Annotated in this window: 2 protein-coding genes; both read left to right on the top strand. The window is 65.6% G+C overall.

Translation table 11 applies throughout. The features are described from left to right. Window positions 1-233: hypothetical protein (locus ACLD7X_RS17490; RefSeq protein ID WP_411424964.1), on the top strand; the 233-nt coding region annotated here is incomplete at its 5' end. Window positions 234-335: 102 nt separating this feature from the next. Continuing rightward, on the top strand, window positions 336-745 hold a 410-nt coding region (locus tag ACLD7X_RS17485), incomplete at its 3' end, for a hypothetical protein (protein WP_411424963.1).

Below are 745 nucleotides of genomic sequence, written 5' to 3'. Positions count from 1 at the left end.
AGCATCGGCTGGTCCGCTGGCACGGGAACGGGGTGACCGTGCGGTCGTTCCTGACCGGGGAGGAGGAGGTGATCGCGGCCTCGGCCCTGGTGATGGCGACGACGAACCGGGCGTTCGAGGTGCTGCCGGAGGTGATCCCGGGGAAGGTGCTGCACCGGGTGGGGGACTGCGCGGCGCCGCGGCTGGCGGCCTATGCTTTCCATGAGGGGCGGAAGGTTGGTATGACGCTCTGAGAGAGTGTCCACGCAGGACACTGTTGCGATCACTTGGGAATCAATGGCTTGGGCGCGGACATTCATAGGGCGTTAACCAGGTCCGCGCGGACTGCGGGAGCGATGTGCCTGACCATTGGTCTGGCCATTCTTGCTGTCGGTTCCGCTTCGGCAGAGGACGGCACCGAGGCAAGACTTGGCCGGTTTGCCGCACAGATCATGGCTTCATTCACACCCCACGGGCGGTTTGACCCGGCGGGGTTCGTCTGCGCCGAACTGATTGCGGGCGACCCGGGCCTGCACGAGTGCCGCGACGCGGATTCGGGCCTTGGGTTCCTCTACCTGCCGTCGGAGACGGGGGATGATCTTTCGGTTGGCGTGACCCGCAGCGCAATTACAGCCCGGCCAACCGATTTGCAGGTTTCTGACCGGGCCGAAGCGGAAGCCCTGAGAACAGCCTTCGTCGCCTTGTCGGACGCACCGCCGTTCGCCGGATTGCCGCGCTGCAAGACTGGCGGGAGCGAAAAGCAGGA

This window comes from Aphanothece microscopica RSMan92, assembly GCF_046613545.2.
GTDB lineage: Bacteria > Cyanobacteriota > Cyanobacteriia > PCC-6307 > Cyanobiaceae > NIES-981.
The sequence above is the reverse complement of the archived record's forward strand: the minus strand, read 5'-3'. Positions and strand labels throughout refer to the sequence as shown.